Annotated in this window: 20 protein-coding genes; 16 read left to right on the top strand and 4 right to left on the bottom strand. The window is 61.4% G+C overall.

Annotation, left to right across the window (positions count from 1 at the left end):
- The first annotated feature begins 8 nt into the window (after positions 1-8).
- From BM026_RS19785 to BM026_RS19745, 9 genes are all read left to right on the top strand, one after another.
- Entirely contained in the window at positions 9-794 is a 786-nt protein-coding gene (locus BM026_RS19785) for a TatD family hydrolase (RefSeq protein ID WP_092242558.1), read from the top strand.
- A gap of 448 nt (positions 795-1,242) precedes the next feature.
- Positions 1,243-1,896 carry a TetR/AcrR family transcriptional regulator gene (locus BM026_RS19780; protein WP_071490496.1) on the top strand — a complete coding sequence of 218 codons (654 nt, stop codon included), beginning with the start codon at positions 1,243-1,245 and terminating at the stop codon, positions 1,894-1,896.
- A gap of 115 nt (positions 1,897-2,011) precedes the next feature.
- Entirely contained in the window at positions 2,012-2,980 is a 969-nt protein-coding gene (locus BM026_RS19775; RefSeq protein ID WP_092242561.1) for a GTP 3',8-cyclase MoaA, read from the top strand.
- A gap of 143 nt (positions 2,981-3,123) precedes the next feature.
- Positions 3,124-3,729, top strand: a complete 606-nt coding sequence (locus BM026_RS19770) for a DUF4823 domain-containing protein (protein WP_093529800.1) — start codon at positions 3,124-3,126, stop codon at positions 3,727-3,729.
- A 16-nt stretch (positions 3,730-3,745) separates the two neighbouring features.
- Positions 3,746-4,306: a DUF1285 domain-containing protein gene (locus BM026_RS19765; RefSeq protein ID WP_071490493.1), complete on the top strand. Its 561-nt coding sequence runs from the start codon at positions 3,746-3,748 to the stop codon at positions 4,304-4,306.
- A 70-nt stretch (positions 4,307-4,376) separates the two neighbouring features.
- Positions 4,377-5,090, top strand: coding sequence for a GntR family transcriptional regulator (locus tag BM026_RS19760; protein WP_092242568.1), 714 nt, complete (start codon positions 4,377-4,379; stop codon positions 5,088-5,090).
- On the top strand, positions 5,087-6,088 hold the full coding sequence (locus BM026_RS19755) for an ADP-ribosylglycohydrolase family protein (protein ID WP_093529798.1): 1,002 nt from the start codon (positions 5,087-5,089) through the stop codon (positions 6,086-6,088). The genes BM026_RS19760 and BM026_RS19755 overlap by 4 nt, the downstream gene beginning before the upstream one ends.
- A 74-nt stretch (positions 6,089-6,162) precedes the next feature.
- Positions 6,163-7,629: a purine-cytosine permease family protein gene (locus BM026_RS19750; protein ID WP_093514567.1), complete on the top strand. Its 1,467-nt coding sequence runs from the start codon at positions 6,163-6,165 to the stop codon at positions 7,627-7,629.
- Entirely contained in the window at positions 7,622-8,539 is a 918-nt protein-coding gene (locus BM026_RS19745) for a PfkB family carbohydrate kinase (protein ID WP_093529796.1), read from the top strand. Before BM026_RS19750 ends, BM026_RS19745 begins: the two co-directional genes overlap by 8 nt.
- 47 nt (positions 8,540-8,586) lie before the next feature.
- On the opposite strand, the gene BM026_RS19740 is transcribed toward BM026_RS19745, so the two are convergent.
- Positions 8,587-8,853, bottom strand: a complete 267-nt coding sequence (locus BM026_RS19740) for a hypothetical protein (RefSeq protein WP_058427435.1) — start codon at positions 8,851-8,853, stop codon at positions 8,587-8,589.
- Positions 8,854-8,904: 51 nt separating this feature from the next.
- Entirely contained in the window at positions 8,905-9,237 is a 333-nt protein-coding gene (locus BM026_RS19735) for a hypothetical protein (protein ID WP_058427434.1), read from the bottom strand.
- A gap of 190 nt (positions 9,238-9,427) precedes the next feature.
- Between BM026_RS19735 and BM026_RS19730 the strand changes: the two genes are divergently transcribed.
- The 6 genes from BM026_RS19730 to BM026_RS19705 all read left to right on the top strand — a co-directional run bounded on the left by BM026_RS19730 (position 9,428) and on the right by BM026_RS19705 (position 15,365).
- Positions 9,428-9,907, top strand: coding sequence for a GNAT family N-acetyltransferase (locus BM026_RS19730; protein WP_010208407.1), 480 nt, complete (start codon positions 9,428-9,430; stop codon positions 9,905-9,907).
- 157 nt (positions 9,908-10,064) lie between these two features.
- Entirely contained in the window at positions 10,065-10,886 is an 822-nt protein-coding gene (locus BM026_RS19725) for an SDR family oxidoreductase (RefSeq protein WP_092242578.1), read from the top strand.
- A 32-nt stretch (positions 10,887-10,918) separates the two neighbouring features.
- Positions 10,919-11,899, top strand: coding sequence for a substrate-binding domain-containing protein (locus tag BM026_RS19720; protein ID WP_093529794.1), 981 nt, complete (start codon positions 10,919-10,921; stop codon positions 11,897-11,899).
- Complete coding sequence (gene araG / locus BM026_RS19715; RefSeq protein ID WP_093514570.1) at positions 11,896-13,395, top strand: L-arabinose ABC transporter ATP-binding protein AraG; 1,500 nt, start codon at positions 11,896-11,898, stop codon at positions 13,393-13,395. Before BM026_RS19720 ends, araG begins: the two co-directional genes overlap by 4 nt.
- Positions 13,396-13,412: 17 nt before the next feature.
- Entirely contained in the window at positions 13,413-14,378 is a 966-nt protein-coding gene (gene araH, locus BM026_RS19710) for an L-arabinose ABC transporter permease AraH (protein WP_093128222.1), read from the top strand.
- A 183-nt stretch (positions 14,379-14,561) separates the two neighbouring features.
- The gene (locus tag BM026_RS19705; protein WP_093529792.1) at positions 14,562-15,365 is read left to right on the top strand and encodes an IclR family transcriptional regulator; all 804 of its coding nucleotides are present in this window, start codon (positions 14,562-14,564) and stop codon (positions 15,363-15,365) included.
- Here BM026_RS19705 and BM026_RS19700 read toward each other — a convergent pair whose 3' ends face one another.
- A complete protein-coding gene (locus BM026_RS19700) occupies positions 15,366-16,418 on the bottom strand; it encodes an NAD(P)-dependent alcohol dehydrogenase (protein WP_092242587.1) in 1,053 nt (350 codons plus the stop codon).
- Positions 16,419-16,599: 181 nt separating this feature from the next.
- Here BM026_RS19700 and BM026_RS19695 point away from each other — a divergent pair, with 181 nt between their 5' ends.
- The gene (locus tag BM026_RS19695; RefSeq protein ID WP_071491451.1) at positions 16,600-17,493 is read left to right on the top strand and encodes an AraC family transcriptional regulator; all 894 of its coding nucleotides are present in this window, start codon (positions 16,600-16,602) and stop codon (positions 17,491-17,493) included.
- A gap of 42 nt (positions 17,494-17,535) precedes the next feature.
- Here the strand turns inward: BM026_RS19695 and BM026_RS19690 are convergent, their stop codons facing one another.
- Positions 17,536-19,200, bottom strand: coding sequence for an electron transfer flavoprotein-ubiquinone oxidoreductase (locus tag BM026_RS19690; protein WP_071491450.1), 1,665 nt, complete (start codon positions 19,198-19,200; stop codon positions 17,536-17,538).
- Positions 19,201-19,492: the final 292 nt, after the last annotated feature.

Here is a 19,492-nt window from a genome sequence, read left to right as displayed (position 1 = left end):
AGATTCCTATGATTGTAGATTCCCACTGCCACCTTGACCGCCTCGACCTGGCCCAGCACGGCGGTTCCCTTGACGCTGCCCTCGACGCCGCACGCCAGCGTGGGGTAGGGCACTTCCTGTGCATCGGCGTCAGCGCGGAGAATGCAGCGGACGTCAAATCCCTGGCCGAGCGTTATGCCGATGTGGATTGCTCGGTGGGCATCCACCCGCTGGACCTCAAGCCCGGTGAAGCCCCGGCACTCGACTGGCTGCTGGGTGAACTCAATCACCCGCGCGTGGTGGCCATTGGCGAAACCGGCCTGGATTACCACTACGAACCCGAAGCCGCCGAGTTGCAGCAGGCTTCGTTCCGCCTGCACCTGCAAGCCGCCCGGCAGACCGGCAAACCGGTGATCGTGCACACCCGTGGCGCCCGTGCCGACACCCTGACCCTGCTGCGCGAAGCGGCATTGCCCCAGGCTGGCGTGTTGCATTGCTTTACCGAAGACTGGGACATGGCCAAGGCGGCGCTGGATCTGGGGTTCTATATTTCGCTGTCGGGCATCGTCACCTTCCGCAACGCCGACGCCCTGCGTGATGTCGCACGCCAGGTGCCCGCCGACCGCCTGCTGGTGGAAACCGATTCCCCGTACCTGGCTCCCATCCCCCATCGCGGCAAGCCGAACCTGCCGGAGTATGTGCGCGACGTGGCGGATTACCTGGCGATGCTGCGCGGTGAGTCCTACGAGCGTTTTGCCGAGCAGACTACCGAAAACTTCAAGCGCCTTTTCCCACTGGCCCACGTCGCTTCTTGACGCGAGGGTCAAATCGCAGGCAAAAAAAACCCGGGTTCTGGGGGGTGAATCCGGGTTAAGACCATTAGGAGTAAAACAAGGGTACGCGGTCCGTTGGTACCCAGGTCGGCGCTTCACTTGGGGGAGATGTCACGCCGACAGTTCAAGTATTGATCAGTATCCGATTCAGTCCAGTCGCGGCTGATCGTTTTTTAAACAGATTTGGAATACGCGCGCTTCGCTTGAGTTCTCATCAGGCCGGTGCACGGGTGCAGTTGTTGCGTATTATTTCTGACTGATATCTATGAAAACGTAGGCGTGCTGAAAGTAAAGTGCATTCCGGGTTCACATAGACATTGCCCAACGACCGTTCAGTCGGGATAATCCCTCGCACCGGGTAAATCGTATCGCCACGTATCCGTGGCCCTGCGCAACCCTCCCTAATCCGACCTTTGCAGACCTCTTCCTCATGCACAAAGAACCCCGTAAGGTCCGTGAGTTTCGCCGCCGTGAGCAGGAAATTCTCGACACCGCACTCAAGCTGTTCCTTGAACAAGGTGAAGACAGCGTCACCGTCGAGATGATCGCGGATGCCGTGGGTATCGGCAAAGGCACGATCTACAAGCACTTCAAGTCCAAGGCCGAGATCTACCTGCGCCTGATGCTCGACTATGAGCGCGACTTGAACGAGTTGCTGCACTCGGCCGATGTCGACAAGGACAAGGAAGCCCTGTCCCGTGCCTACTTCGAGTTCCGCATGCGTGACCCGCAGCGCTATCGCCTGTTCGACCGGCTGGAAGAGAAGGTGGTCAAGGGCCACCAGGTGCCGGAGATGGTCGAGGAACTGCACAAGATCCGCGCCTCGAACTTCGAACGCCTGACTTTGCTGATCAAGGGGCGCATCAGCGAAGGCAAGCTCGAAGATGTGCCGCCGTATTTCCACTACTGCGCCGCCTGGGCCTTGGTCCACGGTGCCGTGGCGCTGTACCACTCGCCGTTCTGGAGCAACGTGCTGGAAGACCAGGAAGGTTTCTTCCAGTTTTTGATGGATATCGGTGTGCGCATGGGCAACAAGCGCAAGCACAGCAGTGAGCAGCCACCGGCAGAAACGCCTGCCACGTAATGATTTGCTGCCACGCGTAGTACCCCAGGAATATACTCAGGCATGGACTCTTGCTAAAAGCTGATTTATCAGTCAGCTTTTAGCGCGCCCGAATCATCCTCTGCCGGAGTGATCCATGATCGTTGATCGTCAAGGCAGGCGTTTTCGCAATTTGCGGATCAGCCTGACCTCAGCCTGCAATTACGCGTGTACCTACTGCGTGCCTAACGGCAAGCGGCTGGTGGCTGCCCAGGACGAACTCTCCGCCGAGGCCATGGCCCGTGGTGTGGAATACCTGATCGAAGCGGCGGGCATCGACCGCCTGCGCATCACCGGCGGCGAGCCGCTGGTCAGCCCCAAGCTGGAAGCGTTCATGGGCGCCGTGGGGGGGATGGGGCTCAGCGATATCAGCCTGACGACCAACGGCCAATTGCTGGCGCGCAAGCTGCCGTTGCTGGTGGAGGCCGGGATCAAGCGCATCAACGTGTCCCTCGATACCCTCGACGCAGATGCCTTCCGCGGCATTGCCCGTGGTGGCGACCTGGCCACTGTGCTCGACGGCATGGACCAGGCCCGCGCTGCCGGCATCAAGATCAAGGTCAATATGGTGCCGTTACGCGGCCAGAACCTCGACCAGGTCATGCCGCTGCTCGACTATTGCCTGGAGCGTGGCTACGAGCTGCGCTTTATCGAATTGATGCGAATGGGCCACCTGGCCAAGGACTCCAACGCGTTCCTGCAGCAGTTTGTCAGCCTGCAACAACTGCTGGGTTTGATCGGTGAGCAGCATGAATACCTGCAAGCCAATGCGCCTGTGGATGCCACTGCCGTACGCTACGAAATCCCCGGTAAAGGCTTCTTTGGTGTGATCGCCAACGAAAGCGTACCGTTCTGCCGCACCTGCTCACGGTTGCGCTTGTCGTCCACGGGTTGGTTGCATGGCTGCCTGTCGTCGAGTAACCGTCACTACGTCGGCGACCTGCTGGACAAGCCGCGCCATCAAGCACTCCCGGCCTTGCAGGGGCTGTTGATGAAGGCGTTGGGTGACAAGCAGGAGGTGGCTTTTTCTGGCGGCGCCACCATCATGAAAATCATCGGCGGCTAACCAACCCGCCAAGCCAGCACACAACCAACTGTGGGAAGGGGCAAGCTCCTCCCACATTTGTTATAGGTTGCTGCCAAATGGCGCAAAACCTGCATCACACGCCCATTCGCCGGTTTTCCGTCACCGGCTTCTGGAGGATTAGGATGCGTAGTCTGGTTTTGTTGCTGGCGTCGTTGACGCTGAGTGGCTGCATGACCGTCAGCGATATGGCCGAAGGCACCCGCTATCAGATGAGCGACGCCGGTTTGCTGGACCACAGCGATACCCGCCGTACCGCCTCGGTACGCATACAGCCGGACTCCTTTGTCTTTATCGCCCAGGGCGCCTTTGTGCCGCCGGGCAGTGCCTACCCGCGGCCGAACGTGGTGGCCGAAGAAGCCTTCAATGGCTTTGTCGAGTACTTCCCCATGGTGCGCCGCGCCCGTCAGCCTGAAGGCCTGGAGCAGGCCATGGCCGAAGCCCGTGCGGCGGGGGCTCACTACCTGCTGTACTGCCGTTTCGCCAAGGCGGATGACCGCATCGGCAACGCGGATGAATGGGCCGACCAGGAAGCCCTCGACCGCGTCGGCCTGGACAGCGGCGTCATCCAGATCATGTTGATCGAGACCAGCACCCAGTATTTGATTGATACTGCACGTATACGCAGTCGTGGCGGTTTACTGACGTTTCACGACAACAAGCCAGAAGATCTGATTGCCCGCCCCCTGGCGCAGTACGCCCGCGGCCTGTTGGGGATGAGCAATCCATAAGACCCAGGAGAACCCCATGACCGATTCCGCCAAGGCCAACGACCTGTTGGCCCAGTTGCCCAAGGGCAAGGGTCCGGCCCCGGTGCACCTGTGGAACCCGGACTTCTGCGGCCATATCGACATGCGCATCGCCCGTGATGGCACCTGGTTCTATCAAGGCACGCCGATCGGGCGCAAGCCGATGGTCAAGCTGTTCTCCAACATCATCCGTCGCGATGGCGATGATTACTTTCTGATTACCCCCGTGGAAAAAGTCGGCATCACCGTCGATGATGCTCCGTTTGTCGCCATTACCTTGGAAGTCGAAGGGCAGGGCGAAAGCCAGGTGCTGCGCTTCACCACCAACGTCGATGACCAGGTCGAAGCCGGCCTCGAACACCCGCTGCGGGTGGTGATCGATCCTGTGACCCAGGAGCCTGCACCCTATCTGCGAGTGCGCAGCAACCTCGAAGCCCTGGTGCACCGCAATGCGTTCTACCAGTTGGTGGAGTTGGCAGTGAGCCGTCCGATCAACGGTCAGAACTGGCTGGGCGTCTGGAGCGCAGGCGAGTTTTTCCCTATTGGCCTGGAGCCCTGAAGCCGGTTTTATCATCTCCCTGAAATAATTCGCTTGCTGCACATGGGCGCTTTGCGTTATCAATTTGTACATGATTAGACATGTTCGATTTGATAAGAAAAAACGCGTCGTCGACGAGCTCATCCGCCGTATCGAGGGTGGGGTGATGGCCGACGGTTTCCTGCTGCCGGGCGAGCACCAATTGGCCGAGGAGTTCGCGGTCAGCCGCGGCACCCTGCGCGAGGCCCTGGCCGAACTCAAGCGGCGCAACTACATCGCGACCCAGAGCGGCGTCGGCTCCATCGTGACCTTTGACGGCATGGTGCTCGACCAGCGCAGTGGCTGGGCCCAGGCCCTGGCGGACACCGGTGCGAAGGTCAACACCGATATCCTGCGCCTGGAAGCGGTGACCCGCCCGGACCTGCTCAGCCGTTTCGGCAGCGACCAATTCATTGCCCTCGACCGCCGCCGTCGCACTACCGATGGCACTGCCGTGTCCCTGGAACGCTCGCTGATGCCCGCTTCCGGAGGCCTGGAGGGCCTGCCAAGAGTAGGCCTGATCGATAATTCCCTGACCATCACCCTGGCTGCCTACGGATATGTCGGCGCCGAAGGGGACCAATGGATCGGTGCCGAGCCCCTCAGCGATGAAGATGCCGAGTTGCTTGGCCGCCCAGCCGGCACGGTGTTCCTCAAGGCTTCGCGTACCACCTACGACCGTCGCGAACGTTTCATGGAGTATGTCGAAAGCTTGCTCGACCCTCTGCATTTTCGCCTGCACCTGCAATTTGGAAACTCGAAATGACCCCGCTCAATCGCGCCCTCGGCGCGTTCTACGGCCTGGCCTTGGGCGATGCCCTGGGCATGCCGACCCAGTCCTTGAGCCGCGAGCAGGTGCGTGCGCGTTTCGGTGCCATCACCGGCCTGGAAAACGCCGGCACCGACCAGCCCATCGCACCGAACATGCCCGCCGGCTCCATTACCGATGACACCGAACAGGCCATTTTGGTGGGCGAGTTGCTGGTGGAAGGCCGAGGCAACATCGAACCCGCTGTGCTTGCCCAGCGCCTGATCGACTGGGAAGCGGTGATGCGTGCCAAGGGCTCGCAGGATTTGCTCGGTCCCTCCACCAAGCGTGCGATCGACATGATCCTCGCCGGCCACACCCCGGAAGAATCCGGCCGCTACGGCACCACCAACGGCGCCGCGATGCGCATCACGCCAGTGGGGATTGCCGCCGATGTCAGCGACCCGGCGCAGTTTATCCAGGCGGTGATCCAGGCCTGCCAGGTCACCCACAACACCACCCTGGGTATTTCCAGCGCGGCGGCGGTGGCGGCGGTGGTGTCGGCCGGCATCAACGGCGTGGACCTGGGCGAAGCGTTGAACATCGGCACCCAGGTTGCCCAGCAGGCCGAAGGCCATGGTCACTGGATCGCTGGTGGGCGGATTTCCACGCGCATCAGCTGGGCGCGGACCTTGAGCGTCGGCAGCGGTGACAAGGCCCTGTTCGCGGACCTGTTGTACGAATTGATCGGCACCTCCGTCGCGTCCCAGGAGTCGGTGGTGGTGTCGTTCGCCCTGGCCCAGCAAGTGGCGGTGGGCGAGATGAATGCCTTCGAGGCGTTGTGCCTGGCGGCCAGCCTTGGCGGCGACACTGACACCATCGCGGCGATTCTCGGCGCCATGCTCGGCGCGTGCCTGGGCATGCAGTGCTGGCCCGAGGCGATGATCGAACAGGTCAAGCAGGTCAATGGCCTGGATCTGCAATCGCTGGTTCAAGAGCTGTTGAAAATGCGCTGAGTCAGGACGACCGGAAGATTCGCTTTGTATACCTGCCACAACCACAACAATACAGGCACTTGGAGCACCCCCTCATGAGCAGCACATCTTCTGGCCAGAGTGCCGGGCAATTGGAAACACGCGGCATCGAACCGGTCCCGGAAGGCGAGTGCAACGGCCACCCGCTGCAACTGTTCTGGGTGTGGTTCGCGGCCAATATCAGCATCCTCGGCTTGCCGCTCGGCGCCACGCTGGTCGCGTTTCGCGGCCTGGCGATCTGGCAGGCCATCATCGTGGCGATCCTCGGCGCCGCCGGCTCCTTTGCGGTGGTCGGCATCATCTCCATCGCCGGCCGTCGCGGCCGTGCGCCCAGCCTGACGCTGTCCCGCGCCATCTTCGGTGTGCGCGGCAATATCGGCCCGACCCTGGTGTCGCTGATGTCGCGCCTGGGCTGGGAAACCGTCAACACCACCACGGCGGCCTTTGTGCTGCTGTCGTTGTGCTCGATCCTGTTCGGCTCGCCGGTCGAAGCCAAAAGCGCACCGGTGCTCACCCTGGTCTTTATCGCCATCTTCGTGCTGCTGACGTTGTCGGTATCCGGGCTGGGCCACGCCACCTTGCTGGTGATCCAGAAGTGGGCCACCTACGTGTTCGGCGCGTTGAACGTCCTGGTCGGCGGCTTCCTCTGCGCCACGATCGACTGGAGCGCGGTGTTCAACGCTACCCCGGCACCGTTGAGCGCGATGATCATCGGCATCGGCACCATGGCCGCTGGCACGGGTATCGGCTGGGCCAACGCCGGCGCGGACATGTCGCGCTACCAGCACCGCAGCGTCAAGGCGGTGCGCCTGGTGGCGTCGGCAGCATTCGGTGCGGGCATTCCGCTGGTGCTGTTGATCACCCTCGGCGGCCTGTTGTCGGTGGGCAACAACGACCTGGCTTCGGCCACCGACCCGATCGTCGCGATCCGCGACATGCTGCCGACCTGGATGGCCGTGCCGTACCTGATCACCGCGTTCGGTGGGTTGCTGCTGTCCAACAACCTGTCGGTGTACTCGGCGGGCCTCACCACGCTGACCCTCGGTTTGAAGGTCAAGCGCGTGCATGCGGTGATCGTCGATATCGTGGCGATCTTCGCCGGCTCCATCTACTTCATGCTGATCGCCGACAGTTTCTACGGCCCGTTCATCACGTTCATCTCTTTGCTGGCGGTGCCGATCACGGCATGGGTCGGCATCTTTGTGGTCGACCTGATCCACCGTCACTACTACAGCGCCAAGGACCTGCTGGACGTGAGCCCAAGCAGCGCCTACTGGTATCGCGGCGGTGTGGAATGGCGTGCCTTCGGTGCCTGGGCCGTGGCGATCGTGCTGGGCTTCAGCTTCACCACCATTGGCACCACCGCCGAGAACATCTGGTTCGCCGGGCCTTTGTCCGACTCGTGGCTGGGCCACAACGGCCTGGGCTGGATCGTCACCTTCCTGGTGGCCGGCGGGATTTATGCGGTGCTGGGCGGTGCGGCTGACCGTCGCCCGGCTTTAGTCGAGAGCCCTAATGTCTAGATTGCTGCACACCGGCCAGGTCATCGTCGACCTGGTCATGGCCCTCGATACCTTGCCCGCAACCGGTGGCGACGTGCTGGCGCAATCGGCCAGTTTCGAAGCCGGCGGTGGTTTCAATGTGATGGCGGCCGCACGGCGCAATGGGCTGGCGGTGGTCTACCTGGGCCGTCACGGCAACGGGCGCTTCGGCGACCTGGCGCGTGCGGCGATGCAGGCGGAAGGTGTCGAGATCGCCCAAGCGGCCAGCACGGACAAAGACACGGGGTTGTGTGTGTCGCTGACCGAGGCCAGCACCGAACGCACCTTCATTTCCCATATCGGCGCTGAAGGCGAGTTGAGCGCCGAGGACCTGGCGCGCGTGGTCCCGCGGCCGGACGATTACGTGTATGTGAGTGGCTACAGCCTGTTGCTGGAAGGCAAGGCGCAGGCCTTGCTCGACTGGCTGCTGGTATTGCCTCGTGACATCCAGGTGGTATTCGACCCAGGCCCATTGGTGAAGGCACCGGATTCGGCGCTGATGGTGGCGCTGTTGCCGCGTATCGATATCTGGACCAGTAACGGCCCTGAAGCATTGGCGTTTACCGGGGCGGAAACGGTTGCAGAGGCACTGGTCGACCTCAACCGTCATCTGCCCGGCGATGCCTTGCTGGTGGTGCGGGATGGGCCGAATGGTTGCTGGGTGAGCCGCAATGGCCAGGCCGAGCATGTGCCGGGGTTCAAGGTGACGGCGGTGGACAGCAATGGCGCTGGGGATGCCCATGCCGGGGTGTTTATCGCAGGGTTGGCCGATGGCTTGGCACCTGCCCAGGCTGCACGCCGGGCGAATGCGGCAGCGGCGCTGGCGGTCACTCGCTGGGGGCCGGCTACATCGCCTGGCAGCGCAGAAGTCGATGCCTTGCTGCGGGAATAGGGTGGGTCAAAAAATGTGGAGGGGGCAAGCCCCCTCCATATTTGAGGCTACTGGCTCGTTTCAGACTCCAGCTTGCGCGCCTCATCCACACCCGACGCCGTCAGCTTGATCGGCAGGTTCAACGCATACTCACCGGCGGCGTCGGTGGTCACATGCCCATCCTTGATCAGGCCGCGATCCTGCAGGAACGCCAACGCACTGGCGACGACTTTTTCTCCGCGGTAGTTATCCAACACCTCCTTGCCCAGCCCTTGAGGGTGAGCGTGCAGCAGGCGGGTCAGGACTTCTTTTTCAAGGTCTTTGTCGACGTTCATGCGTACCTCTTCACTGGGAAATGATCGGGTGTTCGTCAGGCGTTGGTTGGATCAGGGCGCAGGTTGTTTCGGAGCGCCGGGCAGGTTCGAGTCATCGCCCTTGTTGATCTTGGGTTCATTGACCGATGGACCCATTTTGCCGTTGCCGACGGCGGCTGGCGCCTGGCGTTGAGTGTCATGACCCTGGGTGTGCGGGTCGGCGGCATTGGTATTGTCGATGACTGCGCCGCCATTGGTGTCCAGGCCGGTGCCCATGGATTTCTGGGACTCGGTGGTGGCGTCCGGATTGGTCGGGCCGGTAGAGGAGGTGGCTGCAAAACCGCTCAGCGAAACCGAAGACAACAGGCCAGCCAGGGCGAGGGCAGCAAACTTGGAATGCTTCATGAGGGTGTCTCCATATGATGAATGTCCTTACCCTCTATTGGTCCGCCGGTATTCTGCGTTCGTGCCTTGATGGCGACGAACGGTCTTGTGTCACCTGTAAGATTTTGTGTGCCAGTGACCACGAAAATGCGCTGCAACTCGTCACGAAAGCGCCTTAGTATGTGTGCTTTGAAATTGCCAAGGCTCACCCATGACCATCGAGATTCGCCCCGCCGTGCCCAGCGATGCTGCGCAGATCCTGACTTTCATCACCGAGCTTGCCGAGTATGAGAAGGCCCGGCATGAAGTGATCGCCAGTGTGGTGGACATCGAGCGCAGCCTGTTCAGCGAAGGGGCGACCGCCCATGGCCTGATCTGTTTGCGCGATGGCTTGCCGATTGGTTTTGCGGTGTTCTTTTTCAGCTATTCCACATGGCTGGGCAGCAACTGCCTGTACCTGGAAGACCTGTACATCAACCCGGAGCAACGCGGTGGCGGCGCAGGCAAGAAGCTCTTGCGCCACCTGGCGAAGATCGCGTTCGACAACGGTTGCGGTCGCTTCGAGTGGAGCGTGCTGGACTGGAACGAACCGGCGATTGCCTTCTATAAATCCATCGGCGCCCAGCCGCAGGAAGAGTGGGTGCGTTACCGAATGGAAGGCGATGCGCTGCGTGATTTCGCCTTGGGTTAGCTGAAAATCAAAATGTGGGAGGGGCTTGCCTACTCCCACATTTTTTTGTGCTTTGCTCACTATATGGGATGCAAATTTATATATTGAGATGTTTCAAAAGATGGGTTTATAGTCGGCTGCATCAGCACTCACTACCAAAAATAAAACAGGTGAAGCGATGCAGGCACAACCGTTGTCACTCCCCGCCGTGCCCGAGCCCATCTACGGCGAGCGGCTCAAAGGCAAAGTGGTGATCATCACCGGTGCCGCCCAGGGCATTGGCGAGGCGATCGTCGCGTGTTTCCAGGCGCAGCAGGCGAAGCTGGTCATCGCCGATATCCAGGGTGAAAAGGTCGAGAACGTCGCGACCCACTGGCGTGAACGTGGCGCCGAGATCTACGCGCAACCGGTCGATATCACGTCCAGGGAGCAATGGCAGGCGCTGGTCAATGTGGCCATCGAGCGCTTCGGCCGGGTTGATGTGCTGGTCAATTGCGCCGGGGTCAATGTGTTCCGCGACCCGCTGGAGATGACCGACGAAGACTGGCGCCGCTGCTTCGCCATCGACCTCGACGGCGCCTGGTACGGCTGCCGCACGGTGCTGCCGCACATGATCGAGCAGGGCATCGGCAACATCATCAACATTGCCTCCACCCATTCCAGCCACATCATCCCCGGCTGCTTCCCCTATCCCGTGGCCAAGCATGGCCTGCTTGGCCTGACCCGCGCCCTCGGCATCGAATACGCGCCCAAGGGCATCCGTGTGAATGCCATCGCGCCGGGCTACATCGAAACCCAACTCAATGTCGACTACTGGAACGGTTTCCCCGACCCCCACGCCGAGCGCCAGCGTGCGTTCGACCTGCACCCGCCCAAGCGCATCGGCCAGCCGATCGAGGTGGCGATGACCGCGCTGTTTCTGGCGACCGACGAGGCGCCTTTTATCAACGCCACCTGTCTGATGATCGATGGCGGGCGGTCTGTGATGTACCACGACTAACGCGTTTTCCAATAACAAGAAAGAGGTGGTTCATGTTCAAGAAGACTCTAGGCACCCTCGCGCTCGCCCTTGCCTTCAGTGGCTTTGCATCGGCCGAAGAAGTGAAGATCGGCTTCCTGGTCAAGCAGGCCGAAGAGCCCTGGTTCCAGACCGAATGGGCCTTCGCCGAAAAAGCCGGCAAAGAACACGGCTTTACCGTGATCAAGATCGCCGTGCCCGATGGTGAAAAAACGCTCTCGGCCATCGACAGCCTGGCCGCCAACGGTGCCAAGGGCTTTGTGATCTGCCCGCCGGACGTGTCCCTCGGCCCGGCCATCGTGGCCAAGGCCAAGGTCAATGGCTTGAAAGTCATGGCTGTGGATGACCGCTTTGTCGACGCCAAGGGCAACTTCATGGAAGACGTGCCGTACCTGGGCATGGCGGCCTTTGAAGTGGGCCAGAAGCAGGGCACCGCGATGGCGGAGGAGGCGAAAAAACGCGGCTGGGATTGGAAGGACACCTACGCGGTGATCAACACCTATAACGAACTCGACACCGGCAAGAAGCGCACCGACGGCTCGGTCAAATCCCTGGAAGAAGCCGGCATGCCCAAGGACCACATCCTGTTCACCGCCGCCAAGACTCTCGACGTACCCGGCAGCATGGACGCGACCAACTCGGCCTTGGTCAAACTGCCTGCAGGCGCGAAAAACCTGATCATCGGCGGCATGAACGACAACACCGTGCTCGGCGGCGTACGCGCCACCGAAAGCGCCGGCTTCAAGGCGGCCAACGTGATCGGCATCGGCATCAATGGCACCGACGCCATCGGCGAGTTGAAAAAGGCTGAAAGCGGTTTCTTCGGCTCCATGCTGCCCAGCCCGCATATCGAGGGTTACAACACCGCGCTGGCGATGTACGAGTGGGTCACCACCGGCAAGGAGCCTGCGAAATACACGGCGATGGACGAAGTGACGCTGATCACCCGCGCCAACTTCCAGGCAGAGCTGACCAAGATCGGGCTGTGGAAATGACCGGCGCGGCCTTGCGTTTCAACGGCATCGGCAAGGAGTTTCCCGGTGTGAAAGCCCTGGCGCAGATCAGCTTTGAAGCGCGGCCGCGCGAGGTGCACGCCCTGATGGGCGAGAACGGTGCGGGCAAGTCGACGCTGCTGAAAATCCTTGGCGGCGCCTACCTGCCCAGCAGCGGCTCACTGCAGATCGGCGCGCAGACCATGGCCTTCCGAAACGCCGCCGACAGCATTGCCAGCGGCGTGGCGGTGATCCACCAGGAGCTGCACCTGGTGCCGGAAATGACGGTGGCCGAGAACCTGTTCCTTGGGCATTTGCCGACGCGCTTCGGGGTGGTCAACCGCAGCCGGTTGCGCAAGCAAGCGTTGGCCTGCCTCAAGGGGCTGGCGGATGAAATCGATCCGGATGAGAAGCTCGGTCGGCTTTCCCTTGGGCAACGCCAACTGGTGGAAATCGCCAAGGCGCTGTCCCGTGGCGCCCATGTGATTGCCTTTGACGAACCCACCAGCAGCCTGTCGGCGCGGGAGATCGACCGCCTGATGGCGATCATCACGCGCCTGCGTGACGAAGGCAAAGTGGTGCTCTACGTGTCCCACCGCATGGAAGAAGTGTTCCGCATCTGCAACGCCGTCACGGTGTTCAAGGACGGTCGCTACGTGCGTACTTTCGATGACATGAGCACGCTGACCCACGATCAATTGGTGACGTGCATGGTGGGTCGCGATATCCAGGACATTTACGACTACCGCCCGCGTGAACAGGGCGAGGTGGCGCTGAAGGTCGAGGGCTTGCTTGGCCCGGGCCTGCGTGAGCCGGTCAGCCTTCAGGTACACAAGGGCGAGATTCTCGGCCTGTTCGGCCTGGTCGGGGCAGGGCGCACGGAGCTGTTTCGGCTGCTGAGTGGTTTGACCCGCAGCACCGCAGGACGCCTGGAACTCTGTGGGCAACCACTGCGGCTGCATTCACCCCGCGATGCCATCGTCGCCGGGGTGCTGCTGTGCCCGGAGGACCGCAAGAAGGAAGGCATCATTCCGCTATCCAGCGTCGCCGAGAACATCAATATCAGTGCGCGTGGCGCCCACTCTGCGTTTGGCTGGCTGCTGCGCGACGGTTGGGAAAAGGCCAACGCCGACCGGCAAATCAAAAGCATGAAGGTCAAGACGCCGAACGCCGAACAGAAAATCATGTACCTGTCCGGTGGCAATCAGCAGAAGGCCATTCTCGGCCGATGGCTGTCGATGCCGATGAAAGTGCTGCTGCTGGATGAGCCAACGCGAGGCATCGATATCGGCGCCAAGTCGGAGATCTACCAGATTATCCATAACCTGGCGGCCAGCGGCATTGCGGTGATTGTGGTGTCCAGCGACCTGATGGAAGTGATGGGGATTTCCGACCGTATCCTGGTGATGAGCGAAGGCGCCCTGACCGGCGAACTCACCCGCGACCAGGCGGATGAAGCACGGCTGTTGCAACTGGCTCTCCCGCGTTCGCGGGCTTGAAGAATTCGAGGTGAATGATGTCCGAGGTAAAAACTGCAAAGGGCTTCTGGCCGGGTTTCAACCAGCGCAAATTCCTCGATGACTGGGTGATGCTGCTCGCCGCGTTGAGCATCTTTGTGCTCAGCGCGTTGTTTATCGACAACTTCCTTTCACCGCTGAACATGCGTGGGCTGGGCCTGGCGATTTCCACCGTAGGCATTGCCGCGTGCACCATGTTGTTCTGCCTGGCCTCCGGGCATTTCGACTTGTCGGTGGGCTCGGTGATTGCGTGTGCCGGCGTGGTCGCGGGCATCGTGATCCGCGACACTGACAGCGTGGTGCTCGGTGTCGCGGCAGCGTTGGCCATGGGCCTGGTGGTGGGACTGATCAACGGCATCGTCATCGCCAAGCTGCGCATTAATGCATTGATCGCGACGTTGGCGACCATGCAGATCGTGCGCGGCCTGGCCTACATCTTCTCCAACGGCAAAGCGGTGGGGGTGATGGATGAGGGCTTCTTCGTGTTCGGCAACGGCCAGCTGATGGGCGTGCCGGTGCCGATCATCATCACCGTGCTGTGCTTTGTGTTCTTCGGCTGGCTGCTCAACTACACCACCTACGGGCGCAACACCATGGCCATCGGTGGTAACCAGGAAGCGGCATTGCTGGCCGGGGTGAACGTCGATCGCACCAAGATCATCATCTTTGCCGTGCACGGGTTGATCGGCGCCCTGGCCGGGGTGATTCTCGCCTCGCGCATGACCTCGGGCCAGCCGATGATTGGGCAAGGGTTCGAGCTGACCGTGATCTCGGCGTGTGTATTGGGCGGGGTGTCGTTGAGTGGCGGCATCGGCATGATCCGCCATGTGATTGCCGGGGTGTTGATTTTGGCGATCATCGAGAATGCGATGAACCTGAAGAACATCGACACCTTCTACCAGTACGTCATCCGTGGTTCGATCCTGTTGCTGGCGGTCATCATCGACCGCATGAAACAGCGTTGATCCCGAGCCCTATGAAGATTCGAATGTGGGAGGGGGCTTGCCCCCGATAGCGGTGGGTCAGTGGATACCTGTTTTTCTGATGTGCCGCCATCGGGGGCAAGCCCCCTCCCACATTTGGATCGCCACTGTATTGAGGGGCGGTATTTGCCATAATGCCCCCGCTTTCACACTAATAGGCCCGATATGCAGGAAAACGCCCACATCCCCGTCAAAGATACCGCCCCCACTGGCACCCAGACCCTGTTGCGCGGCCTGGGCGTGGTGCAGGCCGTGGCGGCGGGTGCGCGGGATCTGAAAGAGATCGCCAAGCGCATCGGCACCACTCGCAGCACCACCCACCGCCTGGCCAGTTGCCTGGTGGAGGAGCGTTACCTGCGCGTGGTGCCGCAAGTGGGTTACCTGTTGGGGCCGAAGTTGATCGAACTGGGGTTCCAGGCGCGCGAAGAGCTGCCACTGGTGACCCTGGCCATTCCGTATCTGGATGAGCTGTCGGCGCTGACCGGTGACACCATCCACCTGGCCATCCGTGAATACGACGATGTGCTCTACCTGCACAAGAACCCCGGCCGCAATGGCCCGGAAATGCGCTCGCGGGTCGGCCACCGCATGCCGCTGGCGCGGACCGGGATCGGCAAGGCATTGCTGCTGGATGACACGCTGGAGGAGTGGCAGCGCCTGTACGACGTCAGTCTGCCGGCGGGTGGGAAAAGCCTGCAATGGCCGCAGCACCCGGAACAATCCTGGGCGCAGTTCGAGCAGCGCATGCGTGAATACGTGGTGGGTGGGTATGCGTTCGACCTGGAAGACAACGAACCGTCGATCCGCTGCGTAGCGGCACCGGTGCGCGATGCCAGCCGGCGCATCGTCGCCGGCATCAGCATCGCCAGTACCGTGCCCTACATGCCGCTGGAGAAAATGGCCGAGCTGATCCCCGTGGTCAAACAGGTCGCAGCCCGGCTGTCGGCGGAGTTGGGCGCGAAGGCCTGATCAGGCCTTCAAGGTCGCCATGTCGATGACAAAACGGTACTTCACATCGCCGGCGATCATGCGGCTGTAGGCTTCGTTGATATGGCGGATGTCGAGCATTTCGATGTCGCAGGTGATGTTGTGCTCGGCGCAGAAATCCAGGACTTCCTGGGTTTCGGCAATGCCACCGATCAAGGAACCGGCCAGCACTTTACGGCCCAGCACCAGCTTGGCGGCGTTGACGGGCGGGTCGACCGGTTCGATCAGACCCACCAGGATATGCACGCCGTCAAAGCGCAGCACGTCGAGGTAAGGGTTCAGGTCGTGCTGCACCGGGATGGTGTCCAGCAGGAAGTCGAAACTGCCGGCGGCGGCGTTCATCTGCTCGGTATCGGTGGACACGATCACATGGTCGGCCCCCTGGCGACGACCTTCCTCAGCCTTGCTCGCCGAGCGGGTGAACAATGTCACTTCCGCACCCATCGCCTTGGCGAACTTGATGCCCATATGGCCCAGGCCACCCATGCCCAGCACGCCGACCTTATCGCCGGCCTTTACGCCGTAGTGCTTGAGCGGCGAGTAAGTGGTGATGCCGGCGCACAGGATCGGTGCCGCGCTGGCCAGGTCGAGCTTGGCCGGGATCTTCACCACGAAGTGTTCGCTGACCACGATGCTGTCCGAGTAACCGCCCATGGTGTTGCTGCCGTCTACGCGGTCCGGGGTGGCGTAGGTCATGGTCGGGCCTTCGAGGCAGTATTGCTCAAGGTCCGATTTGCAGGCGTCGCAGTGACGGCACGAGTCGACCATGCAGCCGACGCCGACCAGATCGCCGACTTGGTGCGCGGTGACATTGGCACCAACGGCAGTGACCTTGCCGACAATCTCGTGGCCCGGCATCAGCGGGTATACGGCGATGCCCCATTCGTTGCGAGCCTGGTGGATGTCGGAGTGGCAGACGCCGCAGTAGAGGATCTCGATGGCCACGTCATCGGCGCGCGGGCTGCGGCGCTGGAAGGACATGGGGGCGAGGGGAGTGGTGGCCGACTGGGCGGCATAACCGATGGCGGTATACATGGGGAAACCTCGCAAAAGCCTGGACTGTAGAGGTGGCGCATTCTGCGCGCCGACCCTGGGAGCGAACATGGCAAATGCTCCGAGTCTCATGCCTATTCGTCCGGGAGTGCCCCTGGTTTGGATCCATTGGCCGCCAGACCTGCGATGATGTTCTCATCCCTTATTCGCGAAGTTTTTTGCCATGTTGTTGACCCGCCATCTCGATGCCAACGCCACCTTGGTTGCCTTGATTGAGGGGCTTACGCCCTGCGACGGTTTCTCCCCGACCCACCTGCCCGGTGTGCAAGTGCTGCGCGCCAGTTGTGACGTGGCACGCGGGCCGCAGATCTATGAGCCAAGCCTGATGTTCGTGGCCCAAGGCAGCAAAGTCGCCTACCTGGGGCCGCGCACGCTGGAGTATGGCGCCGGGCATTACCTGATCCAGGCCATGCCGGTGCCGTTCGAGTGCGAGACGTTTGCCATGGGCTCCGATGCGCCGTTGTATGGCGTCACGGTGGGCATTGACCGCGTGGTCTTGGGCGAATTGGTGATGGCCATGGGCATTCAGGCCGGGCCGCCGCCCACGGCGCAGACGCTGGAGTCGATGAGTTCGGTGATGCTCGATGATGCGATGCGCGGTGCCGTCGAACGGCTATTGGAGTGTCTGCACGATCCGCTGGAAAGCCGGATCATGGGGCCGGCGCGGGTCCGGGAAGTGTTGTTCACCGCTTTACGAGGTCCGCAAGCGGATGTATTGCGGGCGCTGGTGGAACAGCAGGGGCAGTTTTCGCGCATCGCCACGTCGTTGAATCACCTGCATGCCCATTACGCCGAGCCGCTGAATATCGAGACGCTGGCGGGGTATGCGCACATGAGTGCGTCGACCTTTCATGAGCACTTCAAGCGCTGCACGTTGTTGTCGCCGGTGCAGTACCTGAAGCGTTTGCGTCTGCTCAAGGCCCAACAGTTGCTGCTGGTGGACGGCATGGGCGTGGCGCAGGCGGCGCATAGCGTGGGGTATCAGAGTACGTCGCAGTTCAGTCGGGAATATAAACGCTATTTCCTGCGTAATCCCGGCGAAGAGCGCGCAGCATAAAAAAGGCTCCCATTTGGGAGCCTTTTTGTTCGAGCTGCGAGCTTACATATTCGGGTAAGTCGGCCCACCCGCGCCTTCCGGCGTAACCCAGGTGATGTTCTGCGAAGGGTCCTTGATGTCACAGGTCTTGCAGTGCACGCAGTTCTGGGCGTTGATCTGGAAGCGCTTCTCGCCGTCTTCCTGGGTGATCACTTCATACACGCCGGCCGGGCAGTAGCGCTGCGCCGGTTCATCGTAGAGCGGCAGGTTGGTGCCGATCGGGATGCTTGCGTCTTTCAACTTCAAGTGGCACGGCTGTTCTTCTTCATGGTTGGTACCGGAGATGAACACCGAGCTCAGCTTGTCGAAGCTCAGCTTGCCGTCGGGTTTCGGGTAGTCGATCTTCTTGCTGTCCTTGGCCAGCTTGAGGCAGGCGTAGTCCGGCTTGGTGTCGTGCAGGGTGAACGGCATCTTGCCGCCCAGGATGTTCTGGTCGAACCAGTTGAAACCGGCACCGATGATCGGGCCGAACTTGTGCATCGCCGGGCCGAAGTTGCGGCTGGCGAACAGTTCTTCGTAGAGCCAGCTGGACTTGAAGCTGTCGACGTAAGCGGTCAGTTCATCACCGCCTTCGGATTCGGCAAACAGGCGGTCGGCCACAGCGTCGGCGGCAAGCATGCCGGACTTCATCGCGGTGTGGCTGCCCTTGATCTTGGCGAAGTTCAGGGTGCCGAGGTCGCAACCGATCAGCGCGCCGCCCTTGAAGACCATCTTCGGCAGCGAGTTCAGGCCGCCTTTGCAGATGGCACGGGCGCCGTAGCTGATGCGCTTGCCGCCTTCGAGGTACTGGGCCAGCACCGGGTGGTGCTTGAGGCGCTGGAACTCATCGAACGGCGACAGGAAGGTGTTGCTGTAGGACAGGTCGACGATCAGGCCGACCACCACCTGGTTGTTTTCCAGGTGATAGAGGAACGAGCCGCCGGTGTTCTCGGCGCTCATGATGTCCAGCGGCCAGCCGGCGGTGTGCACCACCAGGCCAGGCTGGTGCCTGGCCGGGTCGATTTCCCAGATTTCCTTGAGGCCGATGCCGTAGTGCTGGGCGTCGGCGTCGCTGTCCAGGTTGAAGCGCTGGATCAGTTGCTTGCCGATGTGGCCACGGCAACCTTCGGCGAACAGCGTGTACTTGCCACGCAGCTCCATGCCTGGGGTGTAGACGCCTTCCTTTGGGTTGCCCTCGCGGTCGACGCCGAGGTCACCGGTGATGATGCCGCGCACCACGCCGTTTTCGTCGAACAGCGCTTCCTGGGCGGCGAAGCCTGGGTAGACTTCCACGCCCAGGTTCTCGGCCTGCTGGGCCAGCCAGCGGCACAGGTTGCCCAGGGAAATGATGTAGTTGCCTTCGTTGTGCATGGTCTTGGGCACAAAGAAGTCAGGGACCTTGGTGGAGGCTTCGGGGCTGCGCAGTACATAGATGTCATCGCGCACCACCGGAGTGTTGAGCGGCGCACCGAGTGCTTTCCAGTCCGGGAACAGTTCGTTCAGGGCGCGGGGTTCGAACACTGCACCGGAGAGGATATGCGCGCCGACTTCGGAGCCTTTCTCGACCACGCAGACGCTGATTTCCTTACCGGCTTCGGCGGCCTTCTGCTTCAGGCGGCAGGCGGCAGACAGTCCCGCCGGGCCAGCGCCGACGATGACCACGTCGAATTCCATGTATTCGCGTTCCACAGGCTATCTCCTACTCAAGGCTCAACAGGCTTTTTTTTCTAATGGGTGGAGGTTCGGTGTTGTCTTGCGGCAACGGCAAGACCCACCTTTCTCTCTAGGTGGCGCATTATATCTACACCACTGGCAGCGTCCAATACAAACGTTTGTTTGAATTGCCCGCAGGCTAGATAAATCACAGTGGTGCGGCTTATGACTGGCTATTTTGCCGTATTGACCAGAATAGGCGTTCCGGTCAATATACGGTCGGTTTTGCGCTTACCGTAGGCAGACAGCAGGTTTCAAGAGCACGTCC

It is taken from the genome of Pseudomonas sp. NFPP24 (assembly GCF_900112095.1).
Lineage (GTDB): Bacteria > Pseudomonadota > Gammaproteobacteria > Pseudomonadales > Pseudomonadaceae > Aquipseudomonas > Aquipseudomonas extremorientalis.
The sequence above is the reverse complement of the archived record's forward strand: the minus strand, read 5'-3'. Positions and strand labels throughout refer to the sequence as shown.